Genomic DNA, 16,920 nt, shown 5'->3' on the forward strand with positions numbered 1-16,920 from the left:
ATGTGAATTGAGTCCCATGTCCACTGTCACCCATCCCCCACTGCACGATTTGGCCAAAACAGCGTCGCCCAAGCGAAGCTTGACTTGGTATTTTTCGTGGGCACTTTTGCTCTTGTTGCTCGCTGCGTCTTGGAAAGGGGCGGACATGCGCCCTGCCGAGTTGTTCAGAGACTCGGGCAACATGAGCCAGTACGCCGCCGAATTTTTTCCACCCAATTTCCGGCAATGGCGCATGTACGTGGACGAGATGGTCATCACCTTGCAGATTGCTTTGTGGGGCACGGCGCTGGCGGTGGTCACGGCTGTGCCTTTGGCTTTGTTGGCGTCATCGAACATCGTCCCATGGTGGGTGTACCAGCCTGTGCGTCGCTTGATGGATTCATTTCGTGCCATCAACGAAATGGTGTTTGCCATGTTGTTCGTCGTGGCGGTGGGTTTGGGCCCTTTTGCGGGGGTACTGGCTCTGTGGATTCACACCTCAGGCATTTTGGCCAAGTTGTTTTCAGAGGCTGTTGAGGCGATTGATCCACAACCCGTGGAAGGCATTCGTTCGACCGGTGCATCGGCCATGCACGAAATTGTGTATGGCGTGATCCCGCAAGTCATGCCGCTTTGGATTTCTTTCACGCTCTACCGCTTTGAGTCCAATGTGCGTTCTGCATCGGTCGTGGGCATGGTGGGTGCAGGTGGCATCGGGGTGGTGCTCTGGGAAATCATTCGCGGCTTTCAGTACGCCGAAACCTGTGCCGTGATGCTCATCATCATCGTGACCGTGAGCGTGATTGATCTGGTATCCGCACGCATTCGCCAATTCTTTGTTTGAGGTGCACCATGTCCTTGTCTTTGTCGGAAGTGATCACTTTGTTAGAAAGCCGTGGCCAAAACCAGTACGGCATGGAGGCCATCAACCAGCTGGAGCACGCCCTGCAGTGCGCTGACCTTGCTGAGAGAGCCGGCGAATCGCCAGAAACCGTGGTGGCGTCCTTGCTGCACGACTTGGGGCATTTGCTGGCGGCCGAACGAGACGGCCTGAAAGAGCACAACACCCAGCAAGACGATTTGCACCAGTTCATGGCCCTGCCGTTCATTCGCAACTTGTTTCCAGATGCGGTTCTGGAGCCGATCCGCATGCACGTCGATGCCAAGCGCTACCTGTGCTTGATCGACCCCGGGTACTGGGCTGATCTGTCCCCCGCATCCAAGCACAGTTTGGAACAGCAAGGCGGCGTGTTCACCGAGGCCGAAGCCGAAACCTTCATCGCCCAACCCTTCGCAGAAGAAGCGGTGCGCCTGCGCCGCTACGACGACCTGGCCAAGGTGCCCGCCAAGGTGGTGCCCGACTTGGCCCACTACAACACCCACTTTCAACAGGTGGCATTGAGGGCTTGACCTTCTAGATTCACCTGGGCTGGCGGGGCCTGGGCGCAGACGCCGCTCGGTGTCGCGACTTTGTCAAATGGCGTTGATAAATTCAGGCATCCAACCGGAGGTGAAGTTCATGAACAGCGCCCATCACACCTGTCAGACCTGTGCATTTCTGATGCTTTCAGATGCGTCAGATACGCAATTCAAATGTGGTTTTGAGCCTCATGGCCGGTCGGTCCAAGTGCGCCATGTCGCCCTTTACCGTCCCGTTCAACCCAGTGACAGCTGCAGACAATGGCAAGAAAGCGGTTCATCCGCGCTTTCGGAAAAATTCATTTGAATGATCAGCCCCCATTCAAGCGCGGGGCTTGATCACTTTCGGGGTGCATTCTTGGCATAAAAACATGCGCTGGTTCAGCAAGCGTGTGAACGTTCCCAGCGCCCGGGGTCGGTGTTGCCCGCACCGGAAACAACTCATGGTCGACATATTGGCCGAGTCCTGAAATGGCGAGCCCCCCCCTTTGAACTTGTAGCGAAGACCATCTGTCGCCAATATGGAATCGGGTGCAAGCGGGATGACGCGTTTGGTGGGTGTTGGCATGGAGAGACTCCTGGAAAATTCGTGGATGAAGTCAAGCCGCATGGCAGGCGGTGGCCAGCCAAAGTGAATCAATGGCGCGCAATTTCTCGCGATCAAATTTTTCGGACTCTTCCCAATACCTGCCCGATTCAACCCAATAGCCAAGATCATTTTCGGCCTGCAGTGCAAGGCGAACCGCCGCCTGATCGATGCCTTGAGGGTGGAGTGGCTGGTTCATTTGTTCGAGCACGTCAAGCGACATGCGCGGAACAGACAGTCTGGAATGGGGTTGCTGAGACAAATTGACAATTGCACAGCCATCCCGGCTGGCCAAGGCTTTCAATCGCAAAGACTTTGCTTCAAGGCTTTGAAGGGTGACATCGGATCGCAGTGGGTCGGCTGTACCGGTGCCGTAAAAGTGTGTGGCTTGGCCAGACCCATGGTTGTAAACCATGTCGCAACCCACATAAGCAATGACATCTGGGCGCAATGCGCCAAGTGCCCAATAGCCAGCCGTGAAAGACATGGTGCCACCGGCATAGACAAAGCCCCCGAACTGATTTTGAACAGGCACAAAATCTTGGGCCGTGACCACTTTCTTGTTGCCCAGATCCTGCGCATCGGGGTGCTTGTCTGACGGGAAATCTTCTGGATAGATCCAACAATTCCAAGAAGAGCAAGCTTTCCAAGCATTGTTGATCACGACCGTGTGAGAAAACCACGAGGTGTCCCAGTCGGCAACCTGAATCGCATCGGGGGCGCTGCCCACGATCAAGACTTTTTTCAACGTTGACTTCATGAGAATGGCTGTAAAACCCAAATACTGCATGGTCCGACATCAAGATGACACGCCGATGAACTTTGCGTTGCAAATTCGTGCGGCCAAGTCATACAAAAATTCCAATAGAACCCTAAGAGATGGGCAAATAACTGTCATGCCTCCTTCATAAAAACTTCATAAGTGACCGCTGAGTCACCAGGAAAATGGTTTCTTTGTCAAAAAGGTCAGTAGATGCGTGCCATCAAAAAAGTTCGACTCGTCATTGAGCAAAATCCTCAGGAGCAAACGGCTCAAATTTTTTCGCGTTTGATCCTCTCATTGGTAGAGGAAGTGGACTTTTCGATGAAGGACCTCTACCTGTTGGATTCGCCCGATTTCCAATTGGCCATGGACATCCTGCAAGAGTGGCGCTTGGACCGCTATTACATGGGCAAGGCCAAGACCTTCGACATGGCGCAGCAAGCCTTGTCATTGGCCAAATCTAAAAAATAACCTCAAACCATTGCTGGTGAACCAAGGAAACCAGGCCATGCGCATTGCATCGTTTGTGGGACAAAAGGGCGGTGTGGGCAAAAGCACTTTGGCCCGTGTTTTGGCGGTTGCCGCTGCGAGAGAACAGCACAAGGTCTTGATCGGTGATTTCGACCTGGAGCAGTTGACGTGTCTCGAATGGAGTGCCATGCGAATGCGACATGGCATTGAGCCCGACATTGAAGCGCGTGCCTTCAAAAGCTTGAAGAAACTGCGCAAAACGGTCACTGACTTTGACTTGGTGGTGGTGGACACAAGAGGTTTTGCGGACGAGTTGACCGAAGATGTCAGCAAAGAAAGTGACGTCGTTTTCTTGCCTACGGGCACGTCCATGGACGATCTGCGCCCCACCTTGGCCTTGGCCCGTCGACTGGCGAAGACCCGGTCGGTGAGCAACAAGATCGTGATTGTGCTGTCCAAAACAGGCCGCTCTGAACGCCTGCTTGAGCAAGCCGAAGCCACCATTTCAGAAGCAGGTTTTGACATGCTCAATGCCGTTTGGCCTGAACGAGATGGTTTTCAAGCCGACCTGGATGTGGGACGGGCTGGCAGCGAAACCCGCAACCCGCACCTCAAGCAAGCCGCCAAAGAGGTCGAAATGGCCATGATGACATTGGCATTGGGCCAGTCATAGAACGGCTGGCTTTGTCATGCCCCTTTCATTCGGGGCATGGACAATGGTATTTTGGCTTTTTGGTGGGAGAGGATGCGCATGCTGCGTCAAGTCATTGGGGTTTGTTGGCTCTGTTTCGTCGCCACCGTCCAAGCTCAGTCTGCGTTCAGCTTTGTCGCCTTGGGTGATTTGCCTTACGGTTCGCCTGAAAAAGCCTACGGGCCTTACCGGTCCTTGATTGACCGCATCAATCAGGAGGCACCGGCGTTTTCAGTCCATGTGGGTGACTTCAAATCAGGGTCGACGCTGTGCAGCGACGAGGAATTCGCCCATCAGCTGGCGCACTTTCAGCGGTTCAAGGAGGCTGTGGTCTACACACCGGGTGACAACGAATGGACCGATTGCCACCGAAGTAACAACGGCTCGTTTGATCCCTTAGAAAGACTTGCCGCATTGCGGCAAAGGTTCTTTTCACCTGGCCAATCCTTGGGCACAAAGCCCCTGCCCGTGCACAACCAGTCGCTGGACAAGGCGACCCCATTTGCACCATTTGTTGAGAACGTCCGGTGGATGCACCAAGGCGTGTTGTTTGCCACCTTGCACATTGTGGGCAGCAACAACAACTTGGAAAGCCGCCATATCGCTGCAAACCGAGAGTTTTTTGAGCGCGATGCGGCCAACGTGGCGTGGATCACTTCAACGTTTGAACAAGCCCGCCTTCAAAACGCATCTGCCGTGGTCTTTTCGTTCCAAGCCGATGTGTTGGAAAACAAAACACCGTGGGAAGATTTTCCGGCTTGGTCAGGATTTCGAAACAGCATAGGCCAAACCCTGCTGCCGATGGCCAACAACTGGGGCAAGCCGGTTTTGCTGGTCCACGGTGACAGTCACCAGTTCAGGATTGACCAGCCGTTCCAGCTCGACAAGAAACCTCTGAAAAATGTGACACGCCTGATTGTGCCGGGTGCCTCAGATGTCCGCGCTGTCAAAGTGACTGTCCAAGACGCCAGCTTTTCATTTGCCTTGATTGCTCCAGCCCGCTGACCCAACCAGTTTGTGCTTGACGTAGAGAGGCACGAGGGGTGTCTGTCAAAGGCCTTGCTTTGACAGACACACCAAGGCACATGCCTTAGACCGAGAAAGCCAGTGCTGAGACGTCATCGCGACGGGTTTCTTGGCCACGCCACTGGTCCACCACCGTTTTGGTTTGCATCATCAAGGCCTCAGCGCCCAAATGGCGGTTTGACTCCAAATGCTGCAACAAACGGCGCGGACCGAAGGCGCGGCTGTATTCACCACCGGGTTGGTCGAGCACGCCATCGGAGGCCATGAAGAACGTTTGGCAGTTGTCCAAAGGCAATTCGTATTCTTCCAAAGCCGTGTACGGCACTTGACCGGGATAGCCCAAGGCTTGCTTTTCGCCCAACAAACGGACGATGGACGTGTTTTCTTTGGGAACGATGAAGCAATTGGTTCGCGCGCCCGAGAAGGACACGGTCTTTTTCTGCATGTTGATTTTGCACAAACCCGCGTCAAAGCCGTCGTTGGACTGGCAGTCTTCACGGTCTTGGTTGAGCGCGGTGCGCACCAAGTTGCCCAATTTGGCCAGGGCTTCGCCCGGCCCGATATCGGGTTTTTCGGAGTAGATGCGGTTGAGCACGCTCACGACCAACATGGACATGAGCGATCCTGGAACGCCATGGCCCGTGCAATCGATCAATGCCAGGGTGAAGCAACCCTCAAAGTCTTCTTCGGTGCGCCAATACACGTCACCGCCCACCACATCGCGCGGCTCCCACAAAACACCCACCGAGCGCAGACCGTCTTGCAGCGCAACACGGTTGGGCAACAAGCTCGATTGGATGCGACCGGCGTAGTTCACGCTGTCCATCATTTCGGTGTGCAGTTCGGCCAAGGCTTCTGCCCGTGCATGGTTGGCCTCCACCAGGTAGTTGAGCATGTCGGTGTTGATGCCGATGCCGGCATATGCCCCGTTTTCGGTGATGAGAAAACCACCTGTGCTCAGGGACAGACCCATTTCCAACATTTTTTGCGACGCCACGTCGATGCTGGTTTCGATGTCAAAAATCGGAAAGACTTCTTGCACCAGCATCTTGGCGCTGCGGTTTTGGTACACCGAGAAGTGCAACGGGTTCGACGCTGTGGACAACGCCGATTGACGGTCAATCAGGCCAATGGCTTGTTTGTTGGCGGTAAAGACGGGCACGACCAACAGGTCATCGTCTTTTCTGAAGTTGGCGATGATGACACCGCACTTTTCAGTTTCAAGAATGCCCTCTTGCTGGCGCAAGATGGATCGGACTTTTTGCTCAATCATGGGACTGGATTCCTTCTAAAGTGTTGGCCATATCGCGAAGACGAGCCACGAGGCTCAAACGGTCGGGCATGGACAAGTTGCCGGGTTTGATGATCATTTTGTCCAGGCCCTTTAAATCGAGGCGTAATTCAGAGGTGTGTGAGCGGTTGGTGTCGCTCACTTTGACGACGGCATAAGTTTTCACAGGCAAGGCAATGCCTTTGAGTTCCAACAAATCGCGCTCAGACACCTCCACAAAATCCTTCACTTGTGCGTAGGTCTCGTGCGAAATCAAAACGCCACCAGGTTCACATTTGCTTTCAATTCGGGCGGCCAAATTGACCTCGCCACCCAAGATGGTGTACGCCATGCGACTGTGGCTACCAAAATTGCCCACATTGCAGTAACCCGTGTTGATGCCGATGCGCGTGATGAAGGGGTGTTGCAGACCTTCGCGCTCCCACTGGATGTGCAACTCTGCCAAGCGCTCCTGCATTTCGTAGGCCATGCGCACGCAGGCCAAGGCGTCTTCTTGGGGGCCACGGCTGTCTGGATCGCCAAAAAAAACCATCATCGCGTCACCGATGTATTTGTCGATCGTGCCCCCGTACTTGGCGGCGATGTCGGACATTTCCGAAAAGTACGCGTTGATGTAGTGGGTCAAGACCTCAGGCTGGATGACCGAGGAGATGTGCGTGAACCCTTGGATGTCTGAGAAAAATACGGTCAGCAGTTTTCGTTGGGTTTTGATTTCCAAGGACTGGTCGCCTTTGAAAATCGAATCGTAAATTTGCCGGGGCAAATATTTCGCCAACTGGTCGGCCACGCCTTCCAGTTTTTTCTTCTCAATTTCCAGCTCATCTGAAACGGCCTGAAGGCGAAGCTCATTCCTGTCGCTGATCCGGATCATGCGTGAAAAGTTTTTCAGCAATCGGCCGTAATCAGCAATCAGTTTGGCATAGACATCAGGCGTGACCTGCTCAGGCGTATCGGTCAGAAGTTTTTCGCTTTCGATCAATACCGACTGTTCTTTGGCCAAAAAAGAATCGGTCACGCCAGCCTTTCAGTGAGGTTCAAAAAGCCACCATGGCGAACTCGGCTTTGTCGAGTTCTTCCGCGAACTCTTCACCCAGTTCTTGCATGTTGTCGTCGTCAGAGGCGTAGTGCCATTCGATTTTGAATTCGTTGCCACGGGCTGCGGATTCTTCGACCGCCATGAACAAGTCCATCAGCACTTTGGCCGATGAGCTGTTGAAATACTTGAGCTTGAAGGAGAAGACCGCTTTGACATCCACCTTCGTGTCCAAAAAACTGTAAACATGGGACAAGGGGGTGTCGTAAAACTTCTTGGTGTCCTCAGGGTATGACTCACCCTCGAGCACAAAAACGCCAGTGGCAGGGTCAAAGCTCAAATGGGGTGTGCGTGCAGTGGCTGCGATGTCGATTTTTTCCATGTCGGACTCTCTTAAAAGTAGGCTTCGAGGCAAAAGAATGTGAACTCACCGTCCGGCATGGGGACCATGTCGTATTCCCAGTTGCCATTGGCTTCGCGTGCAATGGAGATGAAACCCACACCTGCCCCCTTGGAGCCTTCGGGCGGGCCGGCCTTCAGATGCTCGCGCATCAAGGTGGTCAGTTCTTTGCGGTTGAGTCCGCGAATGCTTTCAAGCGACGCAGAAACACGCTCGACGTTTTCGTTTTTGATGAGGTTGGCGCAGGTGACGAAGCGGGTGCCGTCGGGTGTTTCGCCGATGGTGATCAGACCGTAACGGAGTTCGCCGTCGTCCACTTCATTTTCCGAGCGCCCCTCCGCCAACGCGGCCTCTCGCTCTAATTTGGCACGCTCTTCAGGGCCAATCGTCTCGGCCGAATAACGGATGACGTTTTGCACTTGCTCTACAAAGGTAGAGAAGATGCCGCGCGAGATTTTTTGGTCCGTTTGGTCAATGGCCATCTTGCTTTGCAAGGCATTGCCAATGCCAGACAAGATGCTCTCATTCAAATAACCGCAATAGGAAAACACGATGCCCCGTGATTCCAATTGATGGCGAAGCTCCAAGAAGGAGGCGCCGTTGAGCTTGTGTGCAGTTGACATGGGTTGATCTCATAAACAATGAAGACCCATCAAATTTAATTGTCAAAAATGACACGAAGGTGAAGGGGATATGTCAAAAATAATATGCCCATCTCCTCAGACTGGGCCGTCATGGGACACGTTCGCGCAAGCCTTGTGGCAGTCGACAAAAAGCGAAGCCTGCGCATCCCGGGCTTGTCCATCGACAAAAATCCCAAGGATGCGCAGGCTGATCTGACAGCGGTGTCAGGCCGGTCCCTGACTTCACAGACCGATCACACCACCATCTGTGCGGGTGATCACGATCGTGGCCGAACGGGGGCGACCGGCTTGGCCATAGCCTTGGTTGCCCGGCCACATGCTTTGGGGTGCTTGGCCCGAGGACAAAGGCTTGGACAGTTCACCCGGATGCTGGATGTTCACGAACAAAGTGCGGCCATCTGCGGTCTCGGTGATGCCAGTGACTTCTGCGCCCTTGGGGGCCACCAAAAAGCGGCGAAGTTTGGCTTCTCCCAAAGCCGCACCCACAAAGGTCTCTTGGGTGCCGGATTGCGCCACGCCACCCACCACCATTTTGTTTTTCACGGTCACTTTGCCGCCGTCGCCCACCTGGCCCGGAATGGCCGCCAGCATCATGCAGTTGGTCTCGTCGGTCATGGCGCCATCGTCGGTTTGGATCCAGCAAATGCCAGTGGCCTTGCTGAACCACAAGCCGTCTGGGGAGGAGAACGCATTTTTGGCCGTGAGTCCGGAGATATTGGCGTCGCCCGCATCTTCTTCTGCGCCAAACAAGAAGATGTCCCAAGCAAAGGCTTTGGCGCTTGACTTGTTGTCGGCTTCTTTGAAACGGATGATGTGGCCATTGGGGTTGCCCATGCCTTTGTTGCCATCCAGGTCCATGTAAGCACGTGGGTTGGCCGCGTCCACTTGGGTGGGAGTGCGGTTGGCAGCATTGTTGTTGGTCAATGCGAAATAGATTTCGCCATTGCGGTGGTTGACAGCGCCCCACTCCGGACGGTCCATCTTGGTGGCACCCACCGCATCGGCGGCCAAGCGGGCGTTGACCAGCACATCGCCCTGATTGGAAAACTTGTAGGCACTGTGGTTGGCAATGCGCGGGTCGGCGATGTTCAACTCCAACCATTCGCCTTGGCCTGTGGCGTCAAAACGGGCCGCATACAGCTTGCCTTCGCTCAGGTATTTGTCGCCGGCCAACATGCCGCCGCCCACATCGCGGGGATCCCAGACGGCGGTGCTCACGAACTTGTAGATGTATTCGTTGCGCGAGTCGCAGCCCATGTAAAACGCCAAAGGCTCGCCCGCCTTGGGCACGCCACAAACAGCGGCTTCGTGCGCGAAGCGCCCCATGGCCACACGCTTGGCGGGTGTGGCGTTGGGGGCCAGCGGATCGATCTCAAAGTTGTAGCCAAAGGTGTTGGCTTCGTTGCGGAAATCACGCTCGGCATTGGCACCGGTGGCCGCCAGGTTCCAACGGGCGAAACGGTCGTCGGTGGCCGATACGGTGTGCCAGCCTTGGCTGATGGCTTTTTGCACACCCGCCGCAGGAGCGGCCGATGCAACGCCATAACGGCGGCGAGCAGCGACTTCTTTGGCAGACAGCCCCGTGCCTGTGCCTGTGGCCTGGAAATAAAACGCCCAGTTTTCTTCGCAACCCAAATAGGTGCCCCATGGGGTTTTGCCATGGCCACAGTTGTTCAAAGTGCCGCGCGACATGGCACCGGCAGTGTCCCAGCGTGTGACCATGAAGCTGCGAATTGCATCGATGTGCGCGCGGGGGCCGCTGATGCGCGCAGGCGTTTGGGCGGTGAAGCGGCGGTTCAGCGGTGAGTCTTGCTTGATGCGCCAGCCCTGAGGGGTTTTGACGATCTCCACCACAGAAATGCCGTGGTGGTTGATTTCTTTGAGCACTTCCAATTCCGGGCGTGAACCCAAGTCCCAGGACCCAAACTGGTCAAATTTCTTGCCACTCACGCCATTGGACGTCTGACCGTTGGGGTGCATGAAATGCGCGTCGGCAGAGCTCTCGTGGTTCACACACAGCACGGCACGGCCTGTTTCTTTCTCGGAGTAGCGGCCGTTGGCGTCGATGTAATAAATGTCCATGCCATCGTGGTGATCGCCCACCCGGCGCGACCAGTCGTCGGCTTCGGTGCCCTTGTTGGAGTAAGCGGCCAAGGCCGAATCGAGCGCATCGCCTGTGGCGTGCAAAACGCTGTACTGGTAACCAGGCGGCAGCATCACGTTGTCGAGCAAACTCTTTTCGACAGAGGGGAAACCCAAAGCCGATGGCGAAGCCGCCATGCCCGAAGTCAAGCTGGCACAGCCTGGCAGCATGGCCAGACCTGCCAAACCCAGACCACCGCGCAACAAACCGCGGCGGGCGGGGTTGTGCAGCGATTGGGCCAAGACGTCTTGGAAATGGGGGTTATCAGACGTGTTGAAAACATCATCGGCATGGTTGTGCGACATGGGTACACCTTTCAAAAATAACCATTGGATGTGAGTTCGGTGAAGAAATGATGACAAGGGCTGAGCGCATCAGCCATCGAAAACCCCCTGAAACAGATTGGGAATTTTGACCGTCATCAAACCATCACGGTTCATAGCAAGCATCAAGCTTTTCAACCCAGGAGATCCCGATGTCCAACGACATGAACAACCCGTCCGTTCACTTTGAAGATGTGCTGAAAAAAGCCATCGACAACCCCGCTCGCCGCAACATTTTGCGTGGTGGCTTGGGCCTAAGTGCCCTGTCCTTCTTAGGCCTGGCAGGTTGCGGCGGAGACACCATTGTGAATGCAGCGGCCAACCCAGCCAATGCCCTCAATTTCACAGCCACGCCATTGAATCAAAGCTACGACGGCGTATCCGTCGCCAACGGGTACAAAGTTGAGTTGTTGTACAAACTCGGCGACCCGATCAATGCCACCACCTCCGCTTATTTGAACAATGGCAGCGAAACACCCGCGTCGTTTGATTTTCGCTCTGGCGATCACCACGATGGGATGTACTTTTTCGGTATGGGCAGCAACAGCAAATGGAGCGAAAGTGTTTCGGACAAAGGCATTCTGTGCATCAACCACGAAGCCATCACGCCTTTGTTTTTACACGCCAATGGACCAACCCCTGCGACGGGTAACCGCACCGTGCCCGATGAAGTTCAAAAAGAGTTCCGCCTGCACGGTGTGAGTGTGGTGGAAGTGAACAAGGTCAATGGTGCGTTCCAGGTCAACCTGGCTTCCCCATTCAACCGCCGCATCACCACCTTGACCCCGATGGACATCGCCGGACCTCTGCGTGGCCACGACTTGCTGAAAACCAAGTACTCGCCCACCGGCGTCATGACACGCGGCACGGTCAACAACTGCGCCTCGGGCTACACCCCTTGGGGCACCTACCTGACTTGCGAAGAAAACTACGCGGGTTATTTCAAGCGCAGCAACGTGACGGGCCGCAGCCCCAATGAATTGGCCAGCGAAGCTCGCAATGGTCTCACCAGTTCATCTGGGCGCGAGCGTTGGACTTCGGTGAGCACAGCGGACGATGACTACAACCGCTGGGACATCACCATCACCGGTGCAAGTGCTGCCGATGATTTCCGCAATGCGGGCAACACCTACGGTTTCAACGTGGAAATCGATCCGTTTGCAAGTGGCAGCACACCCAAAAAACGCACGGCCATGGGCCGCTTTGCGCACGAAGGCGCTTGGGTTGCCCCCGTCACTGTGGGCAAGCCTGTGGTGTTTTACATGGGCTGTGATTCGGAAGGCGAATACATCTACAAATTCGTTTCTGCAAACAACTGGAGAGCATCGGACATCAACGGCGGATTGGCAGCAGGTGACCGGTATTTGGACGCTGGCAAGTTGTATGTGGCCAAGTTCAATGAAAACTTCACGGGTCAGTGGTTGGAATTGACCGTGAGCTTGAGTGGCACGGTCTCTGCGCCTTCTTCGACCACATTCACCTTCGGTGACGCATCCGACCCTTACCTCAACACACGTTTGTGCGCAGACAAAGTGGGCGCCACCAAAATGGACCGTCCTGAGTGGGGAGCGGTGAACCCAGCCAATGGTGAGGTGTATTTCACACTCACCAACAGCCGAAGCAAGCGCCCCGTTGCAGACACCAATGCATCCAACCCACGTTCTTACACAGACAATGCTTCGGGTACAGGCAGCACCGCAGGAAACTGGAACGGTCACATCATCCGCTGGCGCGAGAACAACAGCAATCCTGCGGCGCTGACATTTGACTGGGACATCTACGTTTTTGGTGCTGAAAGCGATGACCTGAACAATGCCAACGTGAACCTGTCGGGTTTGACCGCCGAGAATTATCTGTCGAGTCCTGATGGTTTGTGGTTCTCGGAAAAGACCGGCATCATGTACATCCAGACCGATGACGGCCAATTTACCAACGAAACCGACGGCCAAGGCACGACGTGCATGCTTTTGGCGGCCATTCCCGGTCAAGTGGGCGACGGCAGTTCTGTCGCTGTTGTCAACACCGTGGGCGCAGCAACACAGACCGTCACCACCCGCGTGGGCAAAGTGGGCCAACTCAAGCGTTTGCTGACTGGGCCACTTGATTGTGAAATCACTGGCATCACCGAAACCCACGATGGCAAGGCCCTGTTCATCAACATCCAGCACCCAGGTGAGGGCACAGGCAGCTCGTCTTACCCGGGAACGTCTATCAGCAATCCTGTCAGCAGCTGGCCTTACAGCAGCACCGGTAATGGCAACCCCGCCACGCCCACCACCGCCAAAAGCGGACGTCCTCGTTCGGCGACCATCGTGCTGACACGCATCGACGGCGGTGTGATTGGCACCGACTTCACCTTGTCTTGAACCACATCACCATGAGGTGAAAAACCAGCCCCCATCTCGTCTGAGGTGGGGGCTTTTTTCAGAGGCTCACAGGTTTGGTGCATTCACTTCATCGAAACCGCCACTTGACCCCCACTTGCAGCCTGGTGTTTTCTGGCTCGTAAGAGACCACGCGTTGTCCTGCCGCGTGCATGATTTGCACATTGGAATCATCCACCCAAGTCCAGCGCGCATAGGGTTCGAGTTCGCCCTGACTGGTGATGAATTTTTGACTTATTCGAACGTAAGCGCCTTTGCGCTGGGTATGGGTCACATCTTGGAAACGTGAACTCGCTTGCGACAACCGGGACACATGCTCCCCCCACAAGAGCCAACCTGCATCGACAATCCATCGCTGATCACCGACCGATTGCCAACGAACTGGCAACCACCATTGGGTCGACAGTCGGTCATAGCCGACAAAACCCAAACTGCTTGTGCCACGCAAAAAGTTGGCGTGTGTGTGCAATGCCAAGCCGTACTGCCACTGCAGTTGATTTGAAGGTGCTCTGAACGCACGCCATCGGGTGTCAATATTGGGCACGCGGTTCATGCGACCCGATTCCGCACTGCTGTAATCTTGCAGGCCAAGTAGCGCATCGGCCTCCAAGCTGTAGGGACCCCAACTCTGGCTTTGCCAGTGCAAGCCCAACTCAGGGCCTTTCAATTGCATTTTCGCTTCGCTGTAATTCTGCCAACCTGCACTCAGCTGCCAATCGCCCAAAGTGCGATCCGTCTGCGCTTGGGTCGCACCTGCGCAAGCGAGCAACAAAACAGTTGTGCAAAACCTCCGTGACGGATGTACGCCCAACCGACCCACACACCGAACGCAGCCCACCATTGAGAACATGGCTCCCCTTTCAACACCGTTAAACCATTGTGGTGCTTGTCTTTGACCGCTTGACGACAAAGGCCATGCCATACATCGGCAAGGCCTTTGTCCCACCAGTGCACTTTGTCATCCGAATGTCACATTCACCCCTCACAATTCGACTGTCATCGAATTGAAGAAATGGAGTTGCCATGAAAGTCGGAATCAACGGAATGGGCCGCATTGGCCGTTTGGCCTTGCGTGCGGCCATGGGCGCTGCCGAGCGCCAGTCGGACGACCCCCGCGCCGGCAACCGCTTGGAGGTGGTGCACCTGAACGAGCTCAAAGGCGGCGCAGCGGCCACCGCGCACTTGCTGGCCTTTGACAGCGTGCAAGGCAAGTGGCGCGAGCACATCGAAGCCGAGGGCGACAGCCAAATTCGCATCGGCGATCGCACCTTGGGTTTCTCGTCTCACGCCAACCCGGCCGACATCCCTTGGGGTGACCTGGGCGTGGACGTGGTGCTCGAATGCACGGGTAAATTTTTGACGCCCGAAACGATTCAAGGCCACTTGGACCGGGGCGCCAAGCGCGTGATCGTGGCCGCGCCCGTCAAGGTGGGTGATGTGCTGAACATCGTGGTGGGCATCAACCACACGCTGTACAACCCGGCCAAAGACCGCATCGTCACGGCCGCGTCCTGCACCACCAACTGCCTGGCCCCGGTGGTCAAAGTGGTGCACGAGGCCATTGGCATCAAGCACGGCCAAATCACCACCATCCACGACCCGACCAACACCAACTTGGTGGTCGATGCGCCGCACAAAGACTTGCGCCGCGCCCGCAGCGCCATGATGAGCCTGGCACCCACCACCACCGGCAGCGCCACGGCCATCGCCCTGATTTACCCCGAACTCAAGGGCAAACTCAACGGCCACGCGGTGCGCGCCCCGGTGCTCAATGCCTCGCTGACCGACTGCGTGTTCGAGATGAAGCGCGAAACCAGCGCCGAAGAAGTCAACGCCTTGTTTGCCGCTGCAGCCCGTGGCCCCTTGGCGGGCATCTTGGGTTATGAGCCCCGCCCCTTGGTCAGCGTGGATTACGCCCGCGACACGCGCAGCGCCATCGTGGACGCGCTGTCGACCCTGGTGACCGACGGCACGCTGCTGAAAATTTACGCTTGGTACGACAACGAGATGGGCTACGCCTGCCGCATGGTCGATCTGGCCTGCCACATGAACGAGGTCGGTATCTGAGATGAACGCTGCTGAACGCCCCCAGGGCGGCATCACCGCCGCTGAACGCCAATACGGCATCGTCACCGCGGCGTATTGGGGCTTCACCCTGACCGACGGCGCTTTGCGCATGTTGGTGCTGTTGCACTTTTACAAGCTGGGCTACTCGCCCTTCACCTTGGCCTTTTTGTTCTTGCTCTACGAAGGTGCGGGTGTGTTGGCCAACCTGATTGGGGGCTGGCTGGCCACGCGCTTTGGCATTGCCCGCATGCTCACCGTGGGCTTGGTCACGCAGATCATCGGCTTTGGTTTGCTGTCGGCCTTGCAACCGGAGTGGACCGCGACCCTGTCGGTGGCCTGGGTGGTGTTGGCGCAAGGCGTCTGCGGCGTGGCCAAAGACCTGACCAAAACGGCCAGCAAGTCGGCCATCAAGATCACTCAAGCGCAAGCCAAAGACCAAGGCAACGGCCAGCTGTTCAAGTGGGTGGCTTGGTTCACTGGCAGCAAAAATGCCATGAAGGGCTTTGGCTTTTTCTTGGGCGGTTTGCTGCTGGAGACGCTGGGGTTTCAGGGTTCGCTGTGGGCCATGTCGGGTCTCTTGGCGCTGGTGCTGGTGGGAGTGGTGAGCAGCTTGCCACCCATGATGGGCAAGAGCAAGGCATCGGGCTCGGCCAAAGAGCTGTTTGCCAAAAACCCGGGCATCAACGCCTTGGCGGCCGCCCGCGTGGCTTTGTTTGGGGCGCGTGATGTGTGGTTTGTGGTGGGTGTGCCCGTGTTTCTCTACTCCGTGGGCTGGACCTTCACCATGGTGGGCGGCTTTTTGGCGGCTTGGACGATTGGTTATGGCTTGGTGCAAGCGCTGGCGCCACAGATCGTGCGCCGCAGCGCCGATGGCCTGAGCCGCGAGGTGCCCGCAGCACGCTGGTGGTCGGCGGTGCTCACGCTCATTCCGCTGGGCATTGCAGCGGCCATGTATTGGCAAGCGCCGCAGCTGCCCTGGTGGGTGGTGGGGGGCCTGAGTTTGTTCGGCTTCGCTTTTGCCATCAACTCTTCGGTGCACAGCTATTTGGTGCTGGCCTATGCGGGCTCTGAAAAAGCAGCCGAAGACGTGGGTTTTTATTACGCCGCCAACGCGCTGGGCCGCTTCATGGGCACGCTGCTGTCAGGTTTGCTGTACCAATGGGGTGGCCTCCTGTACGCACTCCTTGGCTCAGCCTTGATGCTGCTCTTGTGCTGGCTGGCGACACTGCGTTTGCCCATGGGCTTGCTCACACACACGTCAAACCAAGAAGTCACACCATGAACCCTATTTCTTTGTTCAACGCCATGGACGAAGACGTGGCAGTGAAGGCCTTGGCGGCTTTGGCGCAAAGCTCGCGCCTCAAAGTGTTTCGCGCCATCGTGGGCACAGGCCCCGAGGGCATTCAACCCGGGCAGTTGTCTTTGGCACTGGACATTCCAGCCAACACGCTGTCTTTTCACCTCAAAGAATTGCACCACGCGGCACTGGTCAGCGTGCAACGCGAAGGCCGCTTTTTGCGCTACCGCGCCGATCTGGCCGCCATGCAAAGCCTGATGGATTTTTTGACCGCCCATTGCTGCCAAGGGGTGCCCTGCGGCGACCCCCTCAATCTGACTTGCGAATCGGACAGTTGCTGAGCACCCATCACCCCAACAGGGCAGCGACCAGGGCAGGCTGGAACAAGGTGGAACAGCCCACC

General features: G+C 56.2%; 17 protein-coding genes. 10 read left to right on the forward strand and 7 right to left on the reverse strand.

All coding sequences use genetic code 11. From position 1 onward, the window contains the following. The first annotated feature begins 16 nt into the window (after positions 1 to 16). The 3 genes from phnE (at position 17) to B9Z31_RS15475 (ending at position 1,705) form a co-directional block, all read left to right on the forward strand. Entirely contained in the window at positions 17 to 823 is an 807-nt protein-coding gene (gene phnE / locus B9Z31_RS05075; RefSeq protein ID WP_100118486.1) for a phosphonate ABC transporter, permease protein PhnE, read from the forward strand. 8 nt (positions 824 to 831) lie between these two features. Further along, on the forward strand, positions 832 to 1,389 hold the full coding sequence (locus tag B9Z31_RS05080; protein WP_100118487.1) for a phosphonate degradation HD-domain oxygenase: 558 nt from the start codon (positions 832 to 834) through the stop codon (positions 1,387 to 1,389). A gap of 109 nt (positions 1,390 to 1,498) precedes the next feature. Next, positions 1,499 to 1,705: a hypothetical protein gene (locus B9Z31_RS15475; protein WP_158235656.1), complete on the forward strand. Its 207-nt coding sequence runs from the start codon at positions 1,499 to 1,501 to the stop codon at positions 1,703 to 1,705. Positions 1,706 to 1,997: 292 nt separating this feature from the next. On the opposite strand, the gene B9Z31_RS05090 is transcribed toward B9Z31_RS15475, so the two are convergent. Then, a complete protein-coding gene (locus tag B9Z31_RS05090; protein ID WP_100118489.1) occupies positions 1,998 to 2,774 on the reverse strand; it encodes a hypothetical protein in 777 nt (258 codons plus the stop codon). A 183-nt stretch (positions 2,775 to 2,957) separates the two neighbouring features. Between B9Z31_RS05090 and B9Z31_RS05095 the strand changes: the two genes are divergently transcribed. The 3 genes from B9Z31_RS05095 to B9Z31_RS05105 all read left to right on the forward strand — a co-directional run bounded on the left by B9Z31_RS05095 (position 2,958) and on the right by B9Z31_RS05105 (position 4,914). Beyond that, positions 2,958 to 3,218, forward strand: a complete 261-nt coding sequence (locus tag B9Z31_RS05095) for a hypothetical protein (RefSeq protein WP_100118490.1) — start codon at positions 2,958 to 2,960, stop codon at positions 3,216 to 3,218. Between the two features lie 37 nt (positions 3,219 to 3,255). Further along, entirely contained in the window at positions 3,256 to 3,891 is a 636-nt protein-coding gene (locus B9Z31_RS05100) for a ParA family protein (protein WP_143473813.1), read from the forward strand. Positions 3,892 to 3,969: 78 nt separating this feature from the next. Beyond that, the gene (locus B9Z31_RS05105; RefSeq protein WP_100118742.1) at positions 3,970 to 4,914 is read left to right on the forward strand and encodes a hypothetical protein; all 945 of its coding nucleotides are present in this window, start codon (positions 3,970 to 3,972) and stop codon (positions 4,912 to 4,914) included. A gap of 85 nt (positions 4,915 to 4,999) precedes the next feature. Here the strand turns inward: B9Z31_RS05105 and B9Z31_RS05110 are convergent, their stop codons facing one another. From B9Z31_RS05110 to B9Z31_RS05130, 5 genes are all read right to left on the reverse strand, one after another. After that, complete coding sequence (locus tag B9Z31_RS05110; RefSeq protein ID WP_100118492.1) at positions 5,000 to 6,208, reverse strand: SpoIIE family protein phosphatase; 1,209 nt, start codon at positions 6,206 to 6,208, stop codon at positions 5,000 to 5,002. Beyond that, the gene (locus B9Z31_RS05115) at positions 6,201 to 7,241 is read right to left on the reverse strand and encodes an adenylate/guanylate cyclase domain-containing protein (protein ID WP_100118493.1); all 1,041 of its coding nucleotides are present in this window, start codon (positions 7,239 to 7,241) and stop codon (positions 6,201 to 6,203) included. Before B9Z31_RS05115 ends, B9Z31_RS05110 begins: the two co-directional genes overlap by 8 nt. A 19-nt stretch (positions 7,242 to 7,260) precedes the next feature. Continuing rightward, a complete protein-coding gene (locus B9Z31_RS05120; RefSeq protein ID WP_100118494.1) occupies positions 7,261 to 7,641 on the reverse strand; it encodes a DUF1987 domain-containing protein in 381 nt (126 codons plus the stop codon). An 11-nt stretch (positions 7,642 to 7,652) separates the two neighbouring features. Beyond that, entirely contained in the window at positions 7,653 to 8,282 is a 630-nt protein-coding gene (locus B9Z31_RS05125) for a SiaB family protein kinase (protein ID WP_100118495.1), read from the reverse strand. Positions 8,283 to 8,525: 243 nt separating this feature from the next. Beyond that, positions 8,526 to 10,751 (reverse strand): PhoX family phosphatase, encoded by a 2,226-nt coding sequence (locus B9Z31_RS05130; RefSeq protein ID WP_100118496.1) that lies wholly within the window; start codon positions 10,749 to 10,751, stop codon positions 8,526 to 8,528. A gap of 170 nt (positions 10,752 to 10,921) precedes the next feature. Here B9Z31_RS05130 and B9Z31_RS05135 point away from each other — a divergent pair, with 170 nt between their 5' ends. Further along, entirely contained in the window at positions 10,922 to 13,135 is a 2,214-nt protein-coding gene (locus B9Z31_RS05135) for a PhoX family phosphatase (protein WP_100118497.1), read from the forward strand. Positions 13,136 to 13,223: 88 nt separating this feature from the next. On the opposite strand, the gene B9Z31_RS05140 is transcribed toward B9Z31_RS05135, so the two are convergent. Then, positions 13,224 to 13,826: a hypothetical protein gene (locus tag B9Z31_RS05140; protein ID WP_143473814.1), complete on the reverse strand. Its 603-nt coding sequence runs from the start codon at positions 13,824 to 13,826 to the stop codon at positions 13,224 to 13,226. Positions 13,827 to 14,176: 350 nt separating this feature from the next. Between B9Z31_RS05140 and B9Z31_RS05145 the strand changes: the two genes are divergently transcribed. The 3 genes from B9Z31_RS05145 to B9Z31_RS05155 are packed head-to-tail and all read left to right on the forward strand — an operon-like array spanning position 14,177 to position 16,858. After that, complete coding sequence (locus B9Z31_RS05145; protein ID WP_100118499.1) at positions 14,177 to 15,220, forward strand: ArsJ-associated glyceraldehyde-3-phosphate dehydrogenase; 1,044 nt, start codon at positions 14,177 to 14,179, stop codon at positions 15,218 to 15,220. Position 15,221: 1 nt separating this feature from the next. After that, on the forward strand, positions 15,222 to 16,502 hold the full coding sequence (arsJ, locus tag B9Z31_RS05150) for an organoarsenical effux MFS transporter ArsJ (RefSeq protein ID WP_100118500.1): 1,281 nt from the start codon (positions 15,222 to 15,224) through the stop codon (positions 16,500 to 16,502). A 23-nt stretch (positions 16,503 to 16,525) separates the two neighbouring features. Next, positions 16,526 to 16,858, forward strand: coding sequence for a helix-turn-helix transcriptional regulator (locus B9Z31_RS05155; RefSeq protein WP_100118743.1), 333 nt, complete (start codon positions 16,526 to 16,528; stop codon positions 16,856 to 16,858). Positions 16,859 to 16,920 lie beyond the last annotated feature (62 nt).

It is taken from the genome of Limnohabitans sp. G3-2, assembly GCF_002778275.1.
Taxonomy (GTDB): domain Bacteria; phylum Pseudomonadota; class Gammaproteobacteria; order Burkholderiales; family Burkholderiaceae_C; genus Limnohabitans_A.

What these genes read in the sequence shown, in the direction of transcription:
- B9Z31_RS05120 (WP_100118494.1), bottom strand. Translation starts at nt 7,641, where the DNA reads ATGGAAAAAATCGACATCGCAGCCACTGCACGCACACCCCATTTGAGC.
- B9Z31_RS05080 (WP_100118487.1), top strand. Translation starts at nt 832, where the DNA reads ATGTCCTTGTCTTTGTCGGAAGTGATCACTTTGTTAGAAAGCCGTGGC.
- B9Z31_RS05100 (WP_143473813.1), top strand. Translation starts at nt 3,256, where the DNA reads ATGCGCATTGCATCGTTTGTGGGACAAAAGGGCGGTGTGGGCAAAAGC.
- B9Z31_RS05110 (WP_100118492.1), bottom strand. Translation starts at nt 6,208, where the DNA reads ATGATTGAGCAAAAAGTCCGATCCATCTTGCGCCAGCAAGAGGGCATT.
- B9Z31_RS05090 (WP_100118489.1), bottom strand. Translation starts at nt 2,774, where the DNA reads ATGCAGTATTTGGGTTTTACAGCCATTCTCATGAAGTCAACGTTGAAA.
- B9Z31_RS05095 (WP_100118490.1), top strand. Translation starts at nt 2,958, where the DNA reads ATGCGTGCCATCAAAAAAGTTCGACTCGTCATTGAGCAAAATCCTCAG.
- B9Z31_RS05135 (WP_100118497.1), top strand. Translation starts at nt 10,922, where the DNA reads ATGTCCAACGACATGAACAACCCGTCCGTTCACTTTGAAGATGTGCTG.
- B9Z31_RS05105 (WP_100118742.1), top strand. Translation starts at nt 3,970, where the DNA reads ATGCTGCGTCAAGTCATTGGGGTTTGTTGGCTCTGTTTCGTCGCCACC.
- B9Z31_RS05155 (WP_100118743.1), top strand. Translation starts at nt 16,526, where the DNA reads ATGGACGAAGACGTGGCAGTGAAGGCCTTGGCGGCTTTGGCGCAAAGC.
- B9Z31_RS05140 (WP_143473814.1), bottom strand. Translation starts at nt 13,826, where the DNA reads ATGCAATTGAAAGGCCCTGAGTTGGGCTTGCACTGGCAAAGCCAGAGT.
- B9Z31_RS05125 (WP_100118495.1), bottom strand. Translation starts at nt 8,282, where the DNA reads ATGTCAACTGCACACAAGCTCAACGGCGCCTCCTTCTTGGAGCTTCGC.
- phnE (WP_100118486.1), top strand. Translation starts at nt 17, where the DNA reads ATGTCCACTGTCACCCATCCCCCACTGCACGATTTGGCCAAAACAGCG.
- arsJ (WP_100118500.1), top strand. Translation starts at nt 15,222, where the DNA reads ATGAACGCTGCTGAACGCCCCCAGGGCGGCATCACCGCCGCTGAACGC.
- B9Z31_RS05130 (WP_100118496.1), bottom strand. Translation starts at nt 10,751, where the DNA reads ATGTCGCACAACCATGCCGATGATGTTTTCAACACGTCTGATAACCCC.
- B9Z31_RS05145 (WP_100118499.1), top strand. Translation starts at nt 14,177, where the DNA reads ATGAAAGTCGGAATCAACGGAATGGGCCGCATTGGCCGTTTGGCCTTG.
- B9Z31_RS15475 (WP_158235656.1), top strand. Translation starts at nt 1,499, where the DNA reads ATGAACAGCGCCCATCACACCTGTCAGACCTGTGCATTTCTGATGCTT.